This window comes from Pseudomonas sp. UBA5706 (assembly GCF_002419965.1).
Lineage (GTDB): Bacteria > Pseudomonadota > Gammaproteobacteria > Pseudomonadales > Pseudomonadaceae > Aquipseudomonas.
Genome location: NZ_DIHC01000036.1, coordinates 38,272 through 57,356 on the forward strand (window position 1 = coordinate 38,272; position 19,085 = coordinate 57,356).

General features: G+C 58.8%; 16 protein-coding genes. 3 read left to right on the top strand and 13 right to left on the bottom strand.

What is annotated here, in order from left to right; translation table 11 throughout:
• The first annotated feature begins 18 nt into the window (after positions 1 to 18).
• Positions 19 to 1,230, top strand: a complete 1,212-nt coding sequence (locus tag B3I26_RS17180) for an aminotransferase class V-fold PLP-dependent enzyme (protein WP_296259317.1) — start codon at positions 19 to 21, stop codon at positions 1,228 to 1,230.
• A gap of 201 nt (positions 1,231 to 1,431) precedes the next feature.
• Here the strand turns inward: B3I26_RS17180 and B3I26_RS17185 are convergent, their stop codons facing one another.
• From B3I26_RS17185 to zwf, 3 genes are read right to left on the bottom strand one after another with little or no spacing between them, the layout of a single operon-like run.
• Positions 1,432 to 2,106 carry a bifunctional 4-hydroxy-2-oxoglutarate aldolase/2-dehydro-3-deoxy-phosphogluconate aldolase gene (locus tag B3I26_RS17185; protein WP_296259318.1) on the bottom strand — a complete coding sequence of 225 codons (675 nt, stop codon included), beginning with the start codon at positions 2,104 to 2,106 and terminating at the stop codon, positions 1,432 to 1,434.
• A 17-nt stretch (positions 2,107 to 2,123) separates the two neighbouring features.
• Positions 2,124 to 2,843 carry a 6-phosphogluconolactonase gene (gene pgl, locus B3I26_RS17190; protein ID WP_296259319.1) on the bottom strand — a complete coding sequence of 240 codons (720 nt, stop codon included), beginning with the start codon at positions 2,841 to 2,843 and terminating at the stop codon, positions 2,124 to 2,126.
• Entirely contained in the window at positions 2,830 to 4,299 is a 1,470-nt protein-coding gene (gene zwf / locus B3I26_RS17195) for a glucose-6-phosphate dehydrogenase (protein ID WP_296259320.1), read from the bottom strand. The genes pgl and zwf overlap by 14 nt, the downstream gene beginning before the upstream one ends.
• Before the next feature lie 230 nt (positions 4,300 to 4,529).
• Here zwf and B3I26_RS17200 point away from each other — a divergent pair, with 230 nt between their 5' ends.
• On the top strand, positions 4,530 to 5,399 hold the full coding sequence (locus B3I26_RS17200) for a MurR/RpiR family transcriptional regulator (protein ID WP_296259323.1): 870 nt from the start codon (positions 4,530 to 4,532) through the stop codon (positions 5,397 to 5,399).
• Between the two features lie 118 nt (positions 5,400 to 5,517).
• Here the strand turns inward: B3I26_RS17200 and B3I26_RS17205 are convergent, their stop codons facing one another.
• From B3I26_RS17205 to edd, 10 genes are all read right to left on the bottom strand, one after another.
• Positions 5,518 to 6,393, bottom strand: coding sequence for a D-hexose-6-phosphate mutarotase (locus B3I26_RS17205; protein WP_296259325.1), 876 nt, complete (start codon positions 6,391 to 6,393; stop codon positions 5,518 to 5,520).
• 203 nt (positions 6,394 to 6,596) lie between these two features.
• Positions 6,597 to 7,955, bottom strand: coding sequence for a carbohydrate porin (locus tag B3I26_RS17210; protein WP_296259327.1), 1,359 nt, complete (start codon positions 7,953 to 7,955; stop codon positions 6,597 to 6,599).
• A gap of 139 nt (positions 7,956 to 8,094) precedes the next feature.
• A complete protein-coding gene (locus B3I26_RS17215; RefSeq protein ID WP_296259329.1) occupies positions 8,095 to 9,255 on the bottom strand; it encodes an ABC transporter ATP-binding protein in 1,161 nt (386 codons plus the stop codon).
• 2 nt (positions 9,256 to 9,257) lie between these two features.
• Complete coding sequence (locus B3I26_RS17220; protein WP_296259330.1) at positions 9,258 to 10,103, bottom strand: carbohydrate ABC transporter permease; 846 nt, start codon at positions 10,101 to 10,103, stop codon at positions 9,258 to 9,260.
• Positions 10,096 to 11,004, bottom strand: a complete 909-nt coding sequence (locus B3I26_RS17225) for a carbohydrate ABC transporter permease (protein ID WP_110946572.1) — start codon at positions 11,002 to 11,004, stop codon at positions 10,096 to 10,098. The genes B3I26_RS17220 and B3I26_RS17225 overlap by 8 nt, the downstream gene beginning before the upstream one ends.
• Before the next feature lie 112 nt (positions 11,005 to 11,116).
• The gene (locus B3I26_RS17230) at positions 11,117 to 12,403 is read right to left on the bottom strand and encodes an ABC transporter substrate-binding protein (RefSeq protein ID WP_296259333.1); all 1,287 of its coding nucleotides are present in this window, start codon (positions 12,401 to 12,403) and stop codon (positions 11,117 to 11,119) included.
• Between the two features lie 147 nt (positions 12,404 to 12,550).
• Positions 12,551 to 14,011 (bottom strand): ATP-binding protein, encoded by a 1,461-nt coding sequence (locus B3I26_RS17235; protein ID WP_296259336.1) that lies wholly within the window; start codon positions 14,009 to 14,011, stop codon positions 12,551 to 12,553.
• 6 nt (positions 14,012 to 14,017) lie between these two features.
• Positions 14,018 to 14,755: a response regulator gene (locus B3I26_RS17240; protein ID WP_296259338.1), complete on the bottom strand. Its 738-nt coding sequence runs from the start codon at positions 14,753 to 14,755 to the stop codon at positions 14,018 to 14,020.
• 149 nt (positions 14,756 to 14,904) lie between these two features.
• Positions 14,905 to 15,870 carry a glucokinase gene (locus B3I26_RS17245; protein ID WP_296259340.1) on the bottom strand — a complete coding sequence of 322 codons (966 nt, stop codon included), beginning with the start codon at positions 15,868 to 15,870 and terminating at the stop codon, positions 14,905 to 14,907.
• Positions 15,867 to 17,693 carry a phosphogluconate dehydratase gene (gene edd / locus B3I26_RS17250; RefSeq protein WP_296259342.1) on the bottom strand — a complete coding sequence of 609 codons (1,827 nt, stop codon included), beginning with the start codon at positions 17,691 to 17,693 and terminating at the stop codon, positions 15,867 to 15,869. Before edd ends, B3I26_RS17245 begins: the two co-directional genes overlap by 4 nt.
• Positions 17,694 to 17,930: 237 nt before the next feature.
• Between edd and gap the strand changes: the two genes are divergently transcribed.
• Positions 17,931 to 18,932 carry a type I glyceraldehyde-3-phosphate dehydrogenase gene (gene gap / locus B3I26_RS17255; RefSeq protein ID WP_296259344.1) on the top strand — a complete coding sequence of 334 codons (1,002 nt, stop codon included), beginning with the start codon at positions 17,931 to 17,933 and terminating at the stop codon, positions 18,930 to 18,932.
• Positions 18,933 to 19,085: the final 153 nt, after the last annotated feature.

Here is a 19,085-nt window from a genome sequence, read left to right on the forward strand (position 1 = left end):
CGACGAGACGAGCAAACGATGACCCGTGCCAGTGCTCAATCTGCAGTGCAGAAATTTGCAAATGAACGTGCACAGGATGAGGCCTTCTGGCAGGACGTCGCGCGCCAGTACGACATTGAGCCCGGCCCAATCAACTTTGAACATGGCTATTTTGGGCGTATGACACGAGAGGTGTTACGCGCGTACGAACAGAATCTCGCCTATGTGAACCGCAGCAACTCCGTCTACGTACGCCAGCGGTTCGACACGCGAGACAGCGGGGTCATTCGAGCCGATCTGGCGCAGTTGCTGGATGTTTCCGTTGAAGAAATCGCCTTTACCCGCTGCGCCTCGGAGTCGCTGCAAACGCTGATCCGTAACTACAATGAGCTGCAACCTGGAGATCAGGTGCTCATCAGCGATCTGGACTACAACAGCGTACAGACCTCGATGCGCTGGCTGGCGAAAAATCGTGGTGTTGAGGTGATCGAGATCAGCCACGCGCACCCCGCCAGTTATGAGTCTCTGCTCAACGCCTATCGCGACGCATTTGCCGCCCATCCACGAATCAAGTTGATGGCTTTGACCCATGTCACTCATCGCACCGGCTTGGTAATGCCTGTCCAGGCCATCGCGGCTCTGGCCACGGCCCACGGCATCGATGTGATTCTCGATGGCGCCCACGCCCTCGGGCAACTGGATTTCAGCCTGGGTGAATTGGGAGTGGCCTTTGCCGGCTTTAACCTGCAGAAATGGATGGGGGCACCGTTGAGTCTGGGCTTCATCTACGTGAAGCAGGAACGGCTGTCATCTATAGATCCCGACATGGGCGATGCACGCTATGCGCCTGACGATATTCTGGGCCAAGCGCCTTACGGCACACCCAATATTCCCGCGCTGATGACGCTGACCAAGGTCTTCAGTGAGCACAGGGCAATTGGCGGCTCTATCGTAAAGGGTGCGCGCCTGGCCTACCTGCGAGACTTGTGGGTGCGCGAAGCTCGTAACCTGCAGGGTGTCGAAGTGCTGACTCCGGATGACCCGCGCCTATATTGCGGCATCACGTCTCTGCGCTTCACGCGTCAGGCCGACCAATTACTCATGACCCAGCGACTGCTGGATGAGCACGGAATTTTTACCGTCGCCAGAAATGGATCGGCATGTGGACCGTGCATTCGCATCACCCCGGGCTTGGTGACCTCGGCCGATGATGTCGCGCGACTGACCGAGGCATTACGCGCGTTGGCTTGAGCCACCGCGCGCAACAAGGACGCAAAAAAAACGGTGCTCCTGACCAAGGGAGCACCGTTAAACAGCCGTGCAACAACGACTTTCGTAGCAGCGCAGAGGCGCTTGAATCCGTCACATTGAGATGATTAAAACAGCCTCTTCATGAACCGCAGCTGTCGAAAATCAATCGAGGGCCGATGGACAAGCGTTTTGGCTCACGTCTTAGTCGAACAGAGCGATCGCTTCGGCAGTCGCGTCAGTAATGCGGCCCCAGTCACCATTGCTGACCCAGGCATTGTCGATCATCCAGGTGCCGCCGACGCACATCACGTTGGGCAGTGCCATATAGCTTTTCAGGTTGGCTGCGCTGACGCCGCCAGTGGGGCAAAACCGCACTTCCGGGAAGGGACCGCCCAATGCCTTAAGCGCGCCAACGCCACCGCTGATTTCCGCGGGAAACAGCTTGAAGCGACGATAGCCTAAGGCATAACCGATCATGATTTCCGACGCACTGCTGATGCCCGGCAACAGCGGTAATTCACTTTGCACAGCAGCTTCCAGCAAATCCTGGGTGCTGCCAGGGGTAACGATGAACTGCGACCCGGCCTCTTCCGCCGCCTTGAGCATATGGCGGTCTAGGATGGTACCGGCTCCAACGCACAACTCTGGGCGTGCGTCACGCAGGATGCGAATGGCCTTGAGACCGAACTCGGAACGCAGGGTGATTTCTAGCGCGTTCAGGCCGCCTGCAACCAGCGCATCGGCCAGCGGCAGCACGTCCTGTTCGCGCGCGATGGTGATGACCGGCAGAATCTTCGCTTTCGCGCAGAGTTCGTCGATCCGGGCAATCTTGCTCGCCATGTTATTCAACGGCTGTTTCGCTTGGGTATTTACCATGGCGGCTGATCCTTTGCTTATGGGCACCAGTAGATCTCTAAAGACGAGTTGAGAAACGCACGCACCGGCATTTCGGCGAGGTCGTCGCCAGCCAGGGCCTTGCGCAGGGTTTGCAGTTTGGCCTGCCCGGAAATGGACAGAATCGGGGTCGTAGCCGACGACAACAGCGCCCGCGTCATGGTCAAGCGCTGATGGGGTGTGGTCGGCGCCAACATCGGCAGACATCGGCGCTCGCTGTGCAGATCCAGCGCTTGGGTCAGGTTCGGGCTGTTGGGAAACAGTGATGCCGTGTGACCGTCATCACCCATGCCGAGCACCAGCACATCGATTTTCGGCAATTCCTTGAGCGCTTCATCGGCGGCAACAGCGGCTTCGTCCAGCGTAGCGGTCGGGCGGTACAGACTGAAAAAGCCCGCTTTTTCCGCCAGCCCCCGGAACAGGTAACGCTTGAGCAGGCCGGCATTGCTGTCGGCGTGCTCGGTGGGCACCCAACGCTCGTCGGCCAGACTGATGGCGACCTTGGACCACTCGATCGGCTTTTGCGACAACGCCTGAAAGAAAGCCACCGGACTTTTGCCGCCGGACACGACCAATGTCGCGATGCCGTGTGGATTGCTGGAAATGGCCGCGCTCAAACGTTCGGCCACATGGTCAGCCAACGCATTGGCCAGTTGCTCGGGGTTATCGAATTCGTTGGCTTTCAAGCCAGCCGGAAATTCAAGTTCACATATCGCCATACCAAGACCTCCCGTCACGAGTAATGAGCGCAATGGAGCTCATGGGGCCCCAAGAGCCTGCTGCGTAGGGCTTGGGCGCATCGCCCGCCTTTTTCCAGCCAGCAATCAGTTGGTCGCACCATTGCCACGCATACTCGATCTCATCTTTGCGGACAAACAGGTTCTGGTTGCCACGCATGACCTCCAACAACAACCGCTCGTAGGCGTCCGGGATGCGGGCGCTGCGGTAGGCGTCGGAGAAGCTAAGTTGCAAGGGGTTGCTGCGTAATTGCATACCTTTATCCAGTCCCTGGTCCTTGGTCATCACCTGCAGCGAGATACCTTCATCAGGCTGCAAGCGGATGATCAAGCGGTTGCTGATCTGCATTCGTTGTTCCGGGGCGAAAATATAATGCGGCGGTTCCTTGAAGTGGATCACGATCTGCGACAGCTTCTGTGGCATACGCTTGCCGGTACGCAGATAGAACGGAACCCCTGCCCAACGCCAGTTACGGATATCAGCACGAATCGCAACGAACGTTTCGGTGTCGCTCTGGGTGTTGGAATTTTCCTCCTCCAGATAACCGGGGACCGGCTTGCCTTCGCTGTAACCGGCGATGTATTGCCCGCGCACCACCTGGGTCGCCAGGCGCTCCGGGGTAAAGGGTGCCAGCGCCTTGAGCACTTTCACCTTTTCATCACGGATGCTGTCGGCGGAAAGATCGCTTGGCGGGTCCATCGCGATCAGGCACAGCAACTGCAACAGATGATTCTGAATCATGTCGCGCAGTTGACCGGCCTGATCGAAATAGCCCCAGCGGCCCTCGATTCCCACCTTCTCCGCCACGGTAATCTCGACGTGGGAAATGTAGTTCTGGTTCCACTGGGTCTCGAACAGGCTGTTGGCAAAGCGCAGTGCGATGAGGTTCTGTACGGTGTCCTTGCCCAAATAGTGGTCGATGCGGTAGACGCGATTTTCCGGTAGGAACTGGGCGACTGCGTCGTTAACCCGGCGCGATGAGGCGAGGTCGTGGCCGATCGGCTTTTCCAGCACCGCACGTGTGCGATCGGTCAGGCCCACCAGTGCCAGGTTTTCGCAGATCGCCCCGTATACCGAAGCCGGAGTGGCGAAGTAAGCGATCATGGTCTGCGCCTCGCCCACGGTTTGCGCCAGGGCGACATAGTCCTCACCTTTGAGGAAGTCCACGTGCAGGTAGCTCAGGCGAGCCTGAAAGCGCTCCACGTGTTCGCTTTCAAGCTGGGCATCGGGGACGAAGCGGCGCAGGCTCTTGTCGATATAAGCCAGGTGTTCCTGGGGAGTACCCGGCTCACGCGCCAGGGCAAGGATTCGGGTCTCGGCATGCAGCAGTCCAGCACGGTCCAACTGGTACAACGCAGGGAACAGTTTGCGCACGGCCAGATCGCCCAGAGCGCCGAACAAGGCAAAAGTGCACGGTTCAACCGTAATCGAGAGCATAATGTTGGTTCTTTTATCAAGTTAGGCTACAAATACCTTTTTTAAAGGCGTTACTCAAGGCCATATGTAGTAATAACCACAACATTTATTCAAAGAGCACATTACAGTGGTGATCACAACAGGCCCTCAGTACGATAGGCCACCTTTGCGACAGGCTAAAGGCCCAGTTGCGCACCTTTGCATAAATGCTCGCAAATTAGCCTGTTAAAGCTTCACGAGAAGGACTTTGAATGGACCGCGTACGCAATCTTCTGGAGCAGATCCAGATTCGTCTTGCTGAACTGAACAAGGCCGAGCGCAAGGTCGCCGAGGTGATCCTGAGCAATCCCCAGCAGGCCACCCGTTTCAGTATTGCTGCGCTGGCGCAGGCGGCCAAGGTCAGCGAGCCGACGGTCAATCGCTTCTGTCGCTCGTTCGATGTCAGTGGCTACCCCGAACTCAAACTGCAAATGGCGCAAAGCCTGGCCAGCGGCGCTGCTTACGTCAGCCGCGCAGTGGAAGCCGATGACAATCCGCAAGCCTATACTCGCAAGATTTTCGCCAGCGCCATTGCATCGCTCGACAGTGTCTGTCAGGTGCTGGACCCCAGCCTGATCAGCAAGGCCGTAGACCTGCTGATCCAGGCGCGACAAATCCATTTCTTCGGCCTCGGCGCCTCGGCACCGGTGGCGCTGGATGCACAGCACAAGTTCTTCCGCTTCAATCTGGCGGTGACAGCCCACGCCGATGTGCTGATGCAGCGCATGCTGGCTTCGGTGGCGCACACGGGGGAGCTGTTCGTGATCATTTCCTACACAGGACGTACACGCGAACTGGTGGAAGTCGCACGCCTGGCGCGAGAGAACGGTGCCTCGGTGCTGGGCCTGACAGCCGCCAACTCGCCCTTGGCCAAGGCCAGCACCTTGAGCCTGAACATTCCGCTGCCGGAAGATACCGACATCTATATGCCGATGACCTCGCGGATCGTCCAGCTGACGGTGCTCGACGTCCTTGCCACCGGCATGACCCTGCGCCGTGGCGTGGATTTCCAGCCGCATTTGCGCAAGATCAAGGAAAGCCTCAACGCCAGCCGCTATCCAGTGGACGATGAGCTGAATTGAACCTGCGCATTCGAAGGCAATGATGCCCTGCAGGTATCTGGCTTGGCGGCGACGGACTTCAATGACTATCGCCGCCAGGCCGGATGGCCACGGGACAGCACGTGACACCCATGCTCGCTCAATGCACCAGCATCGCCTGCAAACTCAAGCGCGCCTGTTGCCCCGGCGCCAGGCTCAGGCAATCGTCGGCGCCTGACACTGCCTCGACTCGCAGAAACCCTGCCGCTTCGCTGCCGCCCACACCCAGCAAGGGCCGATTGCCGGGATGCCAGACGACGGTGTTGCGGCTGTCGCGGGTATCGATACTCAATCTGCGCGACCAGGCATCGTCGTGTAGTTGCAACGGGCCTGCGCGTTCGAAGACCCGCTGACAACCGCCCATCACCCGCAACTCGCCCTTTTGTTCGCAAGCACTGCGACTGAGCGCGTCATAGCCTTGAGCACCGTCCAGCCCCTCAAGCGCAACGTCGGCGATGTCGCTGATGCGCCAGTACGCGTGCAAGGCGTGACCAAAATGGCAGGGCTGGCTGTCTTCGTGTCGGGTTTCCAGCCGCAGGTCCATGCCCTGCCCCAGCTCGGCATAGAGATCGGCCTGCCAGTCCCAGAGGCTTAGGCGCCAATGCAGCGAGACACCGGCATCGTGTTCGCGGCTGTCGATCAGCTTCCAGTCCAGCAAACGGGCCCAGCCATTGGCCGGCCAACCGCCCTCCCCTGGATGACGCCCGACCCACGGCCAGCACACCGGCACGCCACCCCGAATCGCGCCGACCTGCGGCCATTGTGCGGCGCACCATAGCCAGGGCTTTTGCTGCGCTGGCTGAAAATGCAGCAGTTGCGCGCCCTGGCGACTGAACACCGCCTGACAACGTGGATGATTGATCACCAGCACATCGCGCTGCTGATACCGCTCCCATTGAAATGTCGGCTGCGGCCTGGCAGCCGTGAAGAAGCGTTGCAGAGGATGGTCGAGCGATCCTGTATCTCTGGTGGCCATTGCCGTTGCGATCCATTGAGTTTCACCAACCCGTGTGGCGCACGCCGGTTGCCGGTCTGCCACAGGTTCAATCGAAGCTCGCTACAAAAAACGCTCCGAATAACGGAGCCGATACGCCACAAAAAAAACGGGTAGCCAGGCTACCCGTAAAGCACACACGACCCTTGATCGTTGTGAAGCGCGAAGGAGCGTTCGCTTTTGACTCAGAACTTCGTTTGCAGCTTGATACCGGCAACCAGCGCGTTATCCACGTGATCGGTTCCGCCTGGGTGCATGACGTACTGCACGTTAGGACGCACGGTCAGCCAATCTGTTACGTGTACCCCGTAGTAGATCTCCGAGTTGTACTCGGTGTGCTGAATCGGCAGGTAGTTGGGATTATCGTAATCCTCGATACCGTTCAGGTCGTTGATCAAGCGCGCACGATCGCGCACGGCTTCGTTGACGTGGATACGCGACAGGCCTACACCGATGTCGTCTTTGGGGCGTGCATCGAACGGCCCTTTGAACACCAGACCGACGTTCTGGAAGTTGTCGACGAAGTTGGTCGCCTTGTCATGCACGGTGGCGTTGAAGAACACGCTCATGCCGCGAGACTTGTCGCCGCCCACAGACGTCAGTTGCTGCTGAGCAACCACCCACCAGCCATGCTTGCTGCCGTGAGACTTGAAGTCATTGCCGGTCAGCGCTTGCGGCTGGCCATTGACATCGTCCTTCAGGTCGTTCGCGCTTGGGCTGCTGTAATACCAACCCAGGCGGTACTCGCCCGCATAGTCGTTGACCATAGGCGACCACACCAACTCAACGGGAACCAGCGTGCCTTTGGCACCGCTGCCGCTGAGCTTGAAGCCGTTACCGGTTTCGAGATAAGAAGGGTTTTGCTCGTACACCCCGACCTGGGCGAACACTTCCGGCGTGATGTTGTATTTCACGCGGACCGCCCATTGGCTGACCGGCCAGTTGTACCAGGTGTTCACGTAGTTAGCCGCTTGCGTGCCGCAGAACGTCAGGTTCTGGAAGTCGCAAGGGAAGCTGCCGAAGTCTTCACCTTCACCCATCCGACCCAGCTTGATGTCCAGTGCGCCATCGAAGTACTTCTGCTTGACCCACATTTGTGTCAGGCGCCACGTCTGGCCGCGACCCCAGACTTCCTGCGACGAACTCAGGGTGCCGATACGAGGATCGCCCAGGCGGTCGTTGGAGATGTTGTTGCCGCTACGCTCGGTGATGGCGAGCTTGAATTCGGCGTCTTTGAGGCCGAATACCTTTTCCAGGTCGATGTTGGTGCCGATCGCGAATTGATCGCTGTAGCGCGCCGTCTTGTCATGGTTATAGCCGCCTTTGACGTTGGCTCCCATCTCACCGACGTACTCAAGGCTGAAGTCGTAACCCTTGTCATGCAATTCCTGACGCAGTCCGCCCCAGTCACCTGTCATGTGCTCGTTGGCGTTGAAAGGTTCCATGGCCATGGCAGTGCCGGACAGCGTCAATGCGCTCAAAACAGACAACCCACCGATCAGGTGCATCTGCTGGTTAAGCGATTTGCCTTTTACCTTCTTCATCCCTTATTCCTCGTTTTATTGTTATTAGCTCTAAACAGCATCGTAACCACTTGCTTCGTGTGCCTGCCGGGGTTGTTCTACGGCACAAAGATCACCCCCGACAGATGTGCTCCTTAACGCAGTTTCCTGCGCGCGGAATTCAGTTGCGGTTGAGCCGCGTCACATTCCCCATGTTCTCAACCGGCTGCGGCTTTCCCAAAGCACCCAGGCGCTCGCCGCTCTTGGCATCGAACAGCAGAACCTTGGCTGGATCGAATTGCAGGGTCAGGGTTTCGCCCACCGCGGGTGCCACGTCAGGCGCCAGGCGGCAGCACACCTTGCTTTCGTTGAGCGTGACGAATACCAGCGTGTCGGGGCCGGTCGGCTCGGTGACCTGTACCTCGGCTCGAATGGTCGGCATCCCCGCAGCTTCCCCGAACGCTAACACGATCTGCTCAGGACGCAGCCCCAAAATCACCTCACGGTCTTCAAGACCGGCATCGCTCATGCTCAATGGCAGTTCGCACCGTGCCTGCCCGCTGTCGAGCAGTGCAACCAGTCGGCCATCCTTGCGGTGCAGGCGCAGCGGGATGAAGTTCATCGGCGGCGAACCGATGAAGCTGGCGACGAACAGGTTGGCCGGATCATTGTAAATCTGTTTGGGCGTACCGAACTGCTGGATGATCCCGTCCTTCATCACCGCCACCTTATCGCCCAGGGTCATCGCTTCGATCTGATCGTGGGTCACGTAGACGGTGGTGGTCTTCAGGCGCTGGTGCATCAGTTTCATCTCAGTGCGCATCTCGACCCGCAACTTGGCGTCGAGGTTGGACAGCGGCTCGTCGAACAGGTAGATCTTCGGACGTCGGGCCAGCGCCCGGCCCATGGCGACGCGCTGTTGCTGACCACCGGAAAGCTGACCGGGCTTGCGATTGAGCAGGTGCTCGATCTGCAGCAGCTTGGCGACGCGAGCCACTTCCGCATCGATGTCCGACTGATTCATCTTGCGAATCTTCAAGCCAAACTCAATGTTCTCGCGAACGCTCATGGTCGGGTACAGCGCATAGGATTGGAACACCATGGCGATGTCGCGATCTTTGGGACTCATGCCGCTGACGTCCTGATCGCCGATCATGATCGCGCCGCCGGTAATGGTTTCCAGGCCCGCGATACAGTTCATCAGGGTCGACTTGCCGCAACCCGATGGACCGACCAGGATCAGGAATTCACCTTCCTTGATCGACAGCTCGATGTTCTTCAGGGTGTCCGGCAGACCGGCGCCATACGTCTTGTTTACATTGCGAAGTTCAAGCGTTGCCATGATTACCCCTTGACCGCGCCGGCCGTCAGCCCGCGCACGAAATACTTGCCTGCGACCACATAGACCAGCAGGGTCGGCAGACCGGCGATCATCGCCGCCGCCATATCAACGTTGTACTCCTTGGCGCCGGTGCTGGTGTTGACCAGGTTGTTCAGCGCCACCGTGATGGGCTGCGAGTCACCACTGGAGAACACCACACCGAACAGGAAGTCGTTCCAGATCTGCGTGAACTGCCAGATCAGGCAGACCATGATGATCGGCGTCGACATCGGCAGGATGATCTGCCGGAAAATGGTGAAGAAGCCAGCGCCGTCCAGGCGCGCGGCCTTGACCAGTGCGTCGGGAATGCTGACATAGTAGTTACGGAAAAACAGCGTTGTGAAGGCCAGCCCGTAGACTACGTGGACGAGTACCAGGCCTGTCGTCGTGCTGGCAAGACCCATTTTGCCGAGGGTGAAGGAAGCTGGCAGCAGAACGGTCTGGAAAGGCAGGAAGCAACCGAACAACAACAGCCCGAAGAACATCTGCGAGCCCTTGAACCGCCACATCGACAGCACGTAGCCGTTCAAGGCGCCAATGGCCGTTGAGATCAGCACCGCAGGAACAGTGATCAGGATCGAGTTGACGAAGTAGCCCTTCACCGTCGCCCAGGCCTTGACCCAGCCAATGGTGGTGATCTCGGTGGGCCAGCTCAGCAGGTTGCCGGTGCCGATGTCCTCAGGCGATTTGAAACTGGTCAGCAGCATGACCACCAGCGGAATCAGATAGATCAACACAGCGCCGATCAGCACGGCGTAGATCGCAATCCGGCTCAGGCTGATCGATGGTTTGGCGGCGAAACTAGTCATTGCGCTTGGTCCTTAGCTCGGAATACAGGTAAGGCACGAGGATCGCGAGAATCGCGCCGAGCATCAGAATCGCACTGGCCGAGCCCATGCCCATCTGGCCGCGGCTGAAAGTGAACGAGTACATGAACATCGCAGGCAGATCGGACGAATAGCCCGGCCCACCTGCGGTCATCGCAGCGACCAGGTCGAAACTTTTGATCGCGATGTGCGCCAGGATCATCACGGCGCTGAAGAACACAGGACGCAGGCTTGGCAGCACCACTTTCCAGTAGATCTTCGGCATGCTGGCACCATCGATCTGCGCGGCACGAATGATCGACTGGTCGACCCCCCTCAATCCCGCCAGGAACATCGCCATGATGAAGCCCGACGCTTGCCATACCGCCGCAATAACCAGGCAATATACCACGCGATCAGGATCAATCAGCCAGTCCAGGCGGAAGCCTTCCCAGCCCCAGTCACGCAGCAGTTTGTCCAGGCCCATGCCAGGGTTGAGCAGCCATTTCCAGGCCGTACCAGTGACGATCATCGAGAGCGCCATCGGGTACAGATAAATGGTGCGGATGAAACCTTCACGACGAATGCGCTGATCAAGGAACACCGCCAGTAACACGCCGACCACCAGGCTGATACCGATGAACATGCCACCGAATACCGCCAGGTTCTTGCTCGCTACCCACCAGCGGTCGTTGTCGAACAGCCGAGCGTATTGCGCCAATCCAACGAACTTGTAGGACGGCAGAAAAGTCGAGTTGGTGAACGACAGCACGAACGTCCACAGGATATAGCCGTAGAAGCCCACCAATACGATGAACATGCTGGGCGCCAGCACCAGTTTCGGAAGCCAGCGCTGCAGTGCATCGAACGGCGAGGCTTTGCTGAACACAGCAACAGAACTCATTGGAAGCATCCACTCTGAAACCATCAGGCCCAGGCCGCAGTCGTGCGTGAAACCGGATGAGACGGTTTCATCAGCACGTACTGCGGCTGGGATTTACGTAGTGCGCGAACGCTTACTTGGCAGCCTTGATCGCCGTGCCCAATTTCTTCGCCGCGTCTGCAGGATCTGCTTTCGGGTCGTTGATGAAATTGGTCACAACGTCAAAGAACGCGCCTTGAACGGCCAACGTGGTTGCCATGTTGTGCGCCATGCTTGGTTGCAGGCCGCCGGTCTTGGCATCTTCGAGGAAATCCTTGGCAGCGGTCTGGGCACATGAGTCGAAGCCGTACTTGTTCATGTCAGCCAGCATGTCGGTTCGAACAGGAATCGACCCTTTGTTGATGCTGAAGACTTTCTGGAAGTTTTCGCCCAGTACGACTTTGGCAATGTCCTGCTGACCCGCCTCGGTGCCTTTGTCTTTCTGCTTGAACACCGCCAGGGAGTCGATGTTGTAGGTGAAAGCTTTATCGGTGCCAGGGAACGCTACGCACTCATAGTCCTTGCCAGCGACTTTCTTGGCGGCGGTCCATTCGCTCTTGGCCCAGTCCCCCATGATCTGCATGCCGGCCTTGCCGTTGATGACCTTGCCTGCTTCCAGATTCCAGTCCTGGCCTTTGCCATCGGGGTCCATGTAAGTAGCCACTTTCTTCAGCTCGGTCAGCGCCTTGACCATTTCAGGACCGGTCAATGCGCCGTTATCCAGGTCAACCAGCGCTTTCTTGTAACCGTCGGCACCCATCACCGAGAGCACGACGGCCTCGAAGACAGTGCTGTCCTGCCAGGGCTGACCGCCATGCGCCAACGGAATGAAGCCTGCCGCTTTGAGCTTGTCGCCCGCTGCGTAGAATTCTTCGAGGGTGGTCGGGGCTTTTTCGATGCCGGCTTTCTTGAAGACTTCCGGGTTGATCCACAACCAGTTCACACGGTGAATATTCACCGGCACGGCCACGTAATCACCCTCGTACTTCACGGTATCGGAGACTTTCTTGTCGAGCAGGCTGTCCCACTTCTCGCCTTTGGAGACCTCCTTCAGAACGTCGGTATCCAGCAGACCGGTAGACGCCCACTCCTGAATGTCCGGGCCTTTGATCTGAGCGATTCCAGGCGGGTTACCGGCGACGGCGCGGCTTTTCAGCACGGTCATGGCGGTCGAGCCGCCGCCGCCGGCGACAGCGCCGTCCTTCCAGGTGAAGCCGTCTTTTTCAACCTGGGCCTTGAGCACATCGACAGCCGCTTTTTCGCCACCGGAGGTCCACCAGTGGACAACTTCAACGGTGCCTTTGGAATCAGCGGCCATGGCGCTCAGAGGGAACAATGAGGCGAGAGAAATAAGTGCTGCGAGACGGGAGATCGATTTCATCTAGTTAACCTTATTGTTGTTATGCATGAGCAAGTCTTGGTGCTTGCGCTGCATGGATTCTAAACAAGGGGCTTGCAAGGACGGTAACGAAGCGATGCGCAAGTGTCACTGGACGGTTACATTCGAAAAACGTCGCTCATCATGCATTCATTCCGTGCCGCGTGGCAGATACAACGTCACCCGCAGCCCGCCCTCACGCAGATTTTTTAACGTCACTTCACCGCCATGACTGTGAGCAATGTTGCGTGCAATGCCCAAACCTAGCCCGTATCCCTGCTGGTATTTGCCAGCCAGCCGAAAATGCGGCTCAAACACCTGCTCCAGTCGCTGCTCTGGCACGCCTGGCCCTTCATCTTCGACATGCAGTACGAACGCCTGTGCGTTGTCTTCGATGTACAGATGCGCCTTGTCACCGTATTTGATAGCGTTGTCGATCAGGTTTCCCATGCACCGCCGCAACGCCAGCGGCTTGCCGTGAAACATCGACATGGCTTTGCCCTGAAGCGTGACGCGGCCATCCCCGGCACACGCCAGATAAGGCTCGATCAGGCAGTCGAGTGCGTGATTCAGATCCACAGGCTCGATGTTCTCGTGAATGTCGGTGTCCTTCACACACTGCAGCGCGCCCTTGACCAGCAACTCCAGTTCATCGAGATCGCGGGTGAATTTAGCCTGGACGACCTCGTCCTCCAGCAGTTCCACGCGTAGGCGCAGGCGCGTGATCGGGGTGCGCAGATCGTGGGAAATGGCGCTGAACAGCTGCCCGCGCTCGGTCAGGTAACGACTGATCCGATCACGCATGGTGTTGAAGGCGCGCATCACCTCGACCACTTCGCTGCCCCCGCCCTCGACTACCGGCTCGACCTCAGCCCCCAGCGACAAATCCCGGGCCGCGTGTGCCAGACGCTTGAGCGGGCCGCTTTGCCAGTGCACCAGCAAGCCGATGAACAGCAGCAGGAAGAGGCTCGTCAGGCCAATGAACCACACTTGTTGCGAGGGCAGACCTTCCTCTTCAAGCATCGTGTACGGCTCGGGCAACAATGAAGCGATGTACAGCCACTCGCCGGGCGACAGCTCGATCTGCGTCACCAGCACCGGCGGGTTCACCGGTTCCAGGGTCAGCGCGTAGTGGGCCCAGGAACGCGGTAACTCGTCCAGCCTCAGACCGCTGTTGAAGATGCGCAAGTCCTCCGGCCGCACGAACCGCACCAGAATGTCGGGGCCAGCGCCCAGGTTCTGGCGCAACACCTGCCCTACCACATCGATCACGGCGGTTTTGCGTGCAGTGGGCTCCAGCACCTGCATGTCCAGCGGGCGGTCATTGAGCGAGACGAAGAACCGTGTGCCACCCATGCTGCGCAGTTGATCGAGCACCAGAGGACGAAACGCAACCGGCAAGGAACGAAAGTAACTGACGCTCGCCGACATGGAATAACCCAAGCTGCGCGCACTGGTAATCAGGCCCTCCATCTGCGTAGCGCGCAACTGGGAAAGCCAGATCAGGCTCGAAAGGGTTTGGGCAAGCAAAACCGCCAGCAGGGTGAGTAGCAACATGCGCCCGAGCAAGGAACGCGGTGCGGGCAGACGGCGCTTTTTCTCGGCCACCATCAGCGGTCAATAACCGCTGCTGGCTTGCGGTAGCACATTGGCCGCCAACAAATAACCACTGCCTCGCACCGTGCGGATCAAGCGCGGTGCCTTGCCGGTGTCGCGTAAACGCTGGCGCAGACGGCTGACCGCCATATCGACGATGCGCTCCAGCGGCATCAGCTCGCGACCGCGCGTGGCGTTGCCGATGGTGTCACGATCGAGGATCTGCTGCGGATTATCCAGAAACAACTTAAGCAGTGCGAAGTCGGCGCCAGACAGAATCACTTCTTCGCCATCGTTGTGGAACAGTCGATGGCTGACCATATCCAGCCGCCATTCATCGAACACCAGCACTTCACCACCGGCACGCTCCTGTCCGAACTGGGCACGGCGCAGCAGCGCCTTGATGCGGGCCTGGAGTTCACGAGGGCTGAAGGGTTTGGCCATGTAATCATCGGCACCGAGTTCCAGGCCGATGACCCGGTCAGCTTCATCGGAGCTGGCGGTGAGCATGATGATCGGCACGTGAGGCTGGCGCGGGTGATGCCTGACCCAGCGGCACAGGCTGAAGCCATCTTCATCAGGCAGCATGACATCGAGAATCAGCAGGTCACTGGGCTCTTCATTGAACGCCTGACGAAACTCGGCACCATCGCCTACCGTGCGCACCTGAAAGCCAGAGCGGCTCAGGTAGGCTTGCAGCAATTCCCGAATCTCCTGGTCATCGTCGACCACCAGAATCGATTTACTGACAGCGTTCACTTTGGTCGTCCTTGTAAGCACTGATTATTGTTATGAGGCAGCAGCTCTGCACACCACGTGAGCGAGAACGCCCCCTGTAGCAGCACGGCTTCGGCGTTAGCGAGCTTGCCAGCCCACCGCCGGCAAGCCGGACTGCCACAGGTAGCGACTCAACGTTGGGCGAGCAGTGCCTGATCCAGCGCCACCCCGGCGCCCATCAAACCCGGATACTCGGCTGTCACCAGCCACACCGGCACGTCATCGAAGTAATCCTTCATCAGGCCTTTTTCCGCAAGTGCTTTGTTAAAGCCGCTTTGCATGAAGAAATCGGCAAAGCGCGGAATCACCCCACCGGCGATGTACACACCGCCACGGCCGCCAACGGTCAAGACCGTGTTGCCTGCCACGCGACCAAGGAATACGCAGAACTGTTCGAGCACCGCGCTGGCTAGCGCATCGCCTTTGAGCGCCGCCGAGGTGATGGCTGCGGGAGATTTCAGGTCCGGCTCGATCCCATCCAGCGCGCAGCTGACCTGATACAGCAACAACAGACCGGCGCCGCTGAGAATCGTTTCAGCACTGACATGCTCGTGATCGGCCATCAACCGCGTCCAAAGCAGCGCTTCGCGTGCAGTACCGATGGGCAGGTCGACATGGCCGCCCTCGCCCGGTATGGCGGTCCAGTGGCTTTCACTGGAACGGATCAACGCACCGACACCCAGGCCGGTGCCCGGCCCGATCACTACGCGTGCGGCTTTCGGGTCTCCCTTGCCACTTCGCACGGTGAGGTATTCGTCATCTCGCAGGCGGGTCATGCCTAACGCCATAGCGGTGAAATCGTTGACCATGATCAGGCTGTCGATCTTGAGCGCTGCGCAGAACGCCGGGCGATTGATTTTCCAGTGGCTGTTGGTGAAGTGAAAGTCGTCACCGGTGACCGGCCCTGCGACGGCCAGACAGATCGACCCGACATCACCCGGTTGCAGCTTCATATCCTGCAAATAAACCAGCAACGCCTGTTCCGGACTCGGGTGATCGACCGTCGGGAACACCCGGATCGAATGCAACTGATCATCTTCCCAAATGGCAAAACGAGCATTTGTGCCGCCGATATCACCCACCATCGCCAATGTCACTTGAGCGTCTCCAGATTCGAAGTAAAGGCGCTGGCGCCCTTCTCTGCCGAGCTGAAGGCCATGCGCATGAAACCAAACAACTCGCGACCACTGCCCACATTGTGTGACAGACGCCCGATTGCCGGCTCTCTGGCTGCCAATTCTGCCGGTTCGACCAGAACTTGCAACGTTCCTTTCACGCCATCGACCCGAATACGGTCCCCGTCACGCACAAGCGCCAAGGGGCCACCATCGCAGGCTTCAGGGCAAACGTGGATCGCCGCCGGGATTTTCCCGGAGGCGCCCGACATGCGCCCGTCCGTGATCAACGCCACTTTGAAACCGCGATCCTGCAACACGCCCAGAAACGGCGTCATCTTGTGCAGCTCGGGCATGCCGTTGGAGCGTGGCCCCTGAAACCGCATGACCGCGACAAAATCACACTCCAGCTCTCCGGCCTTGAACGCGTCCGCCAAGTCCTGCTGATCTTCGAACACCTTGGCTGGCGCCTCGACGAACTGGTGCTCCAGGGCAACGGCCGACACCTTCATCACACCGCGCCCAAGGTTGCCTTCCATCACGCGCAGCCCGCCCTCCGGGGAGAACGGACGGGCGATCGGGCGCAGGATGTTTTCGTCCAGGCTCTGGGTCGGGCCGTCACGCCACACCAACTGGCCGTCGTCAAGGAACGGCTCCTGGGTGTAACGACGCAGGCCGTGGCCCACGACAGTGTTGACGTCTTCATGCAGCAAACCGGCATCGAGCAATTCGCGGATCAGGAACGACATGCCACCCGCCGCCTGGAAGTGATTGATGTCGGCTTTGCCGTTGGGGTAAACGTGAGTCAGGGTCGGTACCGCTTCCGACAGATCCGCCATGTCCTGCCAGGTCAGTTGAATCCCGGCGGACTGCGCGATAGCAGGCATATGCAGCGTATGGTTGGTGGAACCGCCGGTCGCGTGCAGCGCAACGATGGAGTTGACCAGCGAGCGCTCGTCGACGATCTCACCCAGGGGGATGAATTCTCCACTCTGTTTGGTCAGCCGCGTCACCTGGAACGCCGCTTCGCGTGTCAGGGCATCGCGCAGCGGCGTGTAAGGATTGACGAAGGAGGCGCCCGGCAAATGCAGCCCCATGACTTCCATCAGCAGTTGGTTGGTGTTAGCCGTGCCATAGAAAGTGCACGTGCCCGGGCCGTGGTAAGACTTCATCTCTGAATCCAGCAGTTCCTCACGGGTCGCCTTGCCTTCGGCGTAGCGCTGCCGCACGTCGGCTTTTTCCTTGTTGGAGATGCCTGACACCATCGGCCCCCCAGGCACGAAGATCGTCGGCAGATGACCAAAGCGCAACGAGCCCATCAGCAGGCCCGGCACGATCTTGTCGCAGATACCCAGCATTAAAGCCGCATCGAACATGTTGTGCGACAACGCGACCGCCGTTGCCATGGCGATGACTTCCCGGCTGGCGATACTCAACTCCATGCCGGGTTCGCCTTGCGTCACGCCATCGCACATGGCTGGCACGCCGCCAGCGAACTGCCCGACCGAGCCGATTTCACGCAGGGCCTTTTTAATCTGTTCAGGGAAATGTTCATACGGCTGGTGCGCCGAGAGCATGTCGTTGTAAGAAGAAACGATGGCGACGTTAGCCGCATTCATCATCCGCAGGCTGTTCTTGTCTTCGGTGCCACATGCCGCGACCCCATGGGCGAAGTTGGCGCATTGCAGCTTTCCGCGCATCGGGCCGTCGCTCGCCGCACCCCGGATCAGTTGCAGATAGCGCTGACGGGTTTCATGGCTGCGAGCAATCAGCCGTTCGGTTACCTCAAGGACGCGGGGATGCATTGTGATGAACTCCAGGCTAGCGGATGTGGTCACCCGTTCAAGCGCTTTCAAAACCGACGGTCGAACCAGGCTCCTGGAGAAACGCTTCAGCAAAGGCCTGATTTTTCAAACAGTTGTGTAGGCTTTACGGATTTCTATTTGTAGATAAAACAAAATACTGCCACTAAAAAGGCTTGTTTTCTATTTTTATGAGAATAATCTTGTAATTCCAACAACAAATTCACAGAGGACGGGTGTATGACTCTCCGCATCGCAATCAATGGCTTTGGCCGTATCGGCCGCAACGTCCTACGTGCACTCTATACCCAAGGCTATCGTCAAGACCTGCAGGTCGTCGCCATCAACGACCTGGGCGACAGTCAGATCAACGCCCACCTGCTTAAGTACGACACGGTCCATGGCCAATTCGACGGCACTGTCGAGCACGACAAGGAAAGCCTGACCGTCAATGGTGACGTGATTACGGTGACGGCCATTCGCGACCCCGCCGAGCTGCCGTGGAAAACCCAAAACATCGATGTGGTGTTCGAGTGCACGGGCCTATTCACCGGCAGAGATAAAGCGGCTGTGCACATTGCCGCCGGCGCTAAAAAAGTCATCGTCTCGGCTCCAGCCAAGGGCGCCGACGCCACCGTAGTCTACGGCGTCAACCACGATGTGCTTCGCCAGTCCCATCAGGTGATCTCCAACGCATCCTGCACAACCAACTGCCTGGCACCTGTCGCGCAGGTGTTGAATCGCGAGCTGGGCATCGAAAGCGGGCTGATGACTACGATTCACGCTTACACCAATGACCAGAACCTGACGGACGTCTATCACACCGACCCGTACCGCGCGCGTTCGGCGACTCAGTCGATGATCCCGAGCAAAACCGGCGCCGCTGAAGCCGTTGGCCTGGTACTGCCAGAACTGGCAGGCAAGCTCACCGGCATGGCGGTGCGAGTGCCGGTCATTAACGTGTCGCTGGTGGACCTGACCCTTCAACTCAAGCGTGATGCAACGGTCGATGAGGTCAACGCGATCATGAAAGAGGCCGCGCAGCACTCGAAGATCCTCGGTTACAACTCGCTACCGCTGGTTTCCCATGACTTCAACCACAACCCGCTGTCGTCGATATTCGATGCCAATCACACCAAGGTCAGCGGTCGTCTGCTTAAGGTCCTGGCCTGGTATGACAATGAGTGGGGCTTTTCCAACCGCATGCTGGATAACTGCCTGGCGCTGATGAACGCCGAATAAACGCAGGGTTGACCCTGGGCATCACTTTGTAGCCGTGCGACCGGCTGACGGCGGCGACCTCTGGTACGCCGCCGACAAGCCGGACTGCTGTAGAACCCCGGTTGAACCTGCAGGAAAGATCGGCTCTTTGCGTAGCCGTTCGGCGTGCAGTTG